Source organism: Pseudomonas sp. HY13-MNA-CIBAN-0226, from assembly GCF_040310305.1.
Lineage (GTDB): Bacteria > Pseudomonadota > Gammaproteobacteria > Pseudomonadales > Pseudomonadaceae > Aquipseudomonas > Aquipseudomonas gregormendelii.
The window spans coordinates 1-336 of sequence record NZ_JBEOPS010000116.1 but is presented as its reverse complement, the minus strand read 5'-3'; the positions used below and the strand labels follow the sequence as shown (position 1 = coordinate 336).

Here is a 336-nt window from a genome sequence, read left to right as displayed (position 1 = left end):
CCTTAGCCTGATCCGTTACCAGTGAAAGTAACGTTCAGTCTATCTTTCTATCACATACCCAAATTTTTAAAGAACGAACTAGTCAAAGACTAGAAATCAACATTCACCATCACAACGATGGAATGCTCATTTCTAAGCTTTACACAATCAGAAGCAGTAGTGGTGGAGCCAAACGGGATCGAACCGTTGACCTCCTGCGTGCAAGGCAGGCGCTCTCCCAGCTGAGCTATGGCCCCGTATTTCTACAGGCGTTTCCCACACAAAATTGGTGGGTCTGGGCAGATTCGAACTGCCGACCTCACCCTTATCAGGGGTGCGCTCTAACCAACTGAGCTA

The 336-nt window shown here is 47.9% G+C and carries 1 tRNA gene; it reads right to left on the bottom strand.

The window, feature by feature from the left end:
• Nucleotides 1-160: 160 nt before the first annotated feature.
• Nucleotides 161-236 (bottom strand) — tRNA-Ala (locus AAEZ05_RS28015).
• Nucleotides 237-336: the final 100 nt, after the last annotated feature.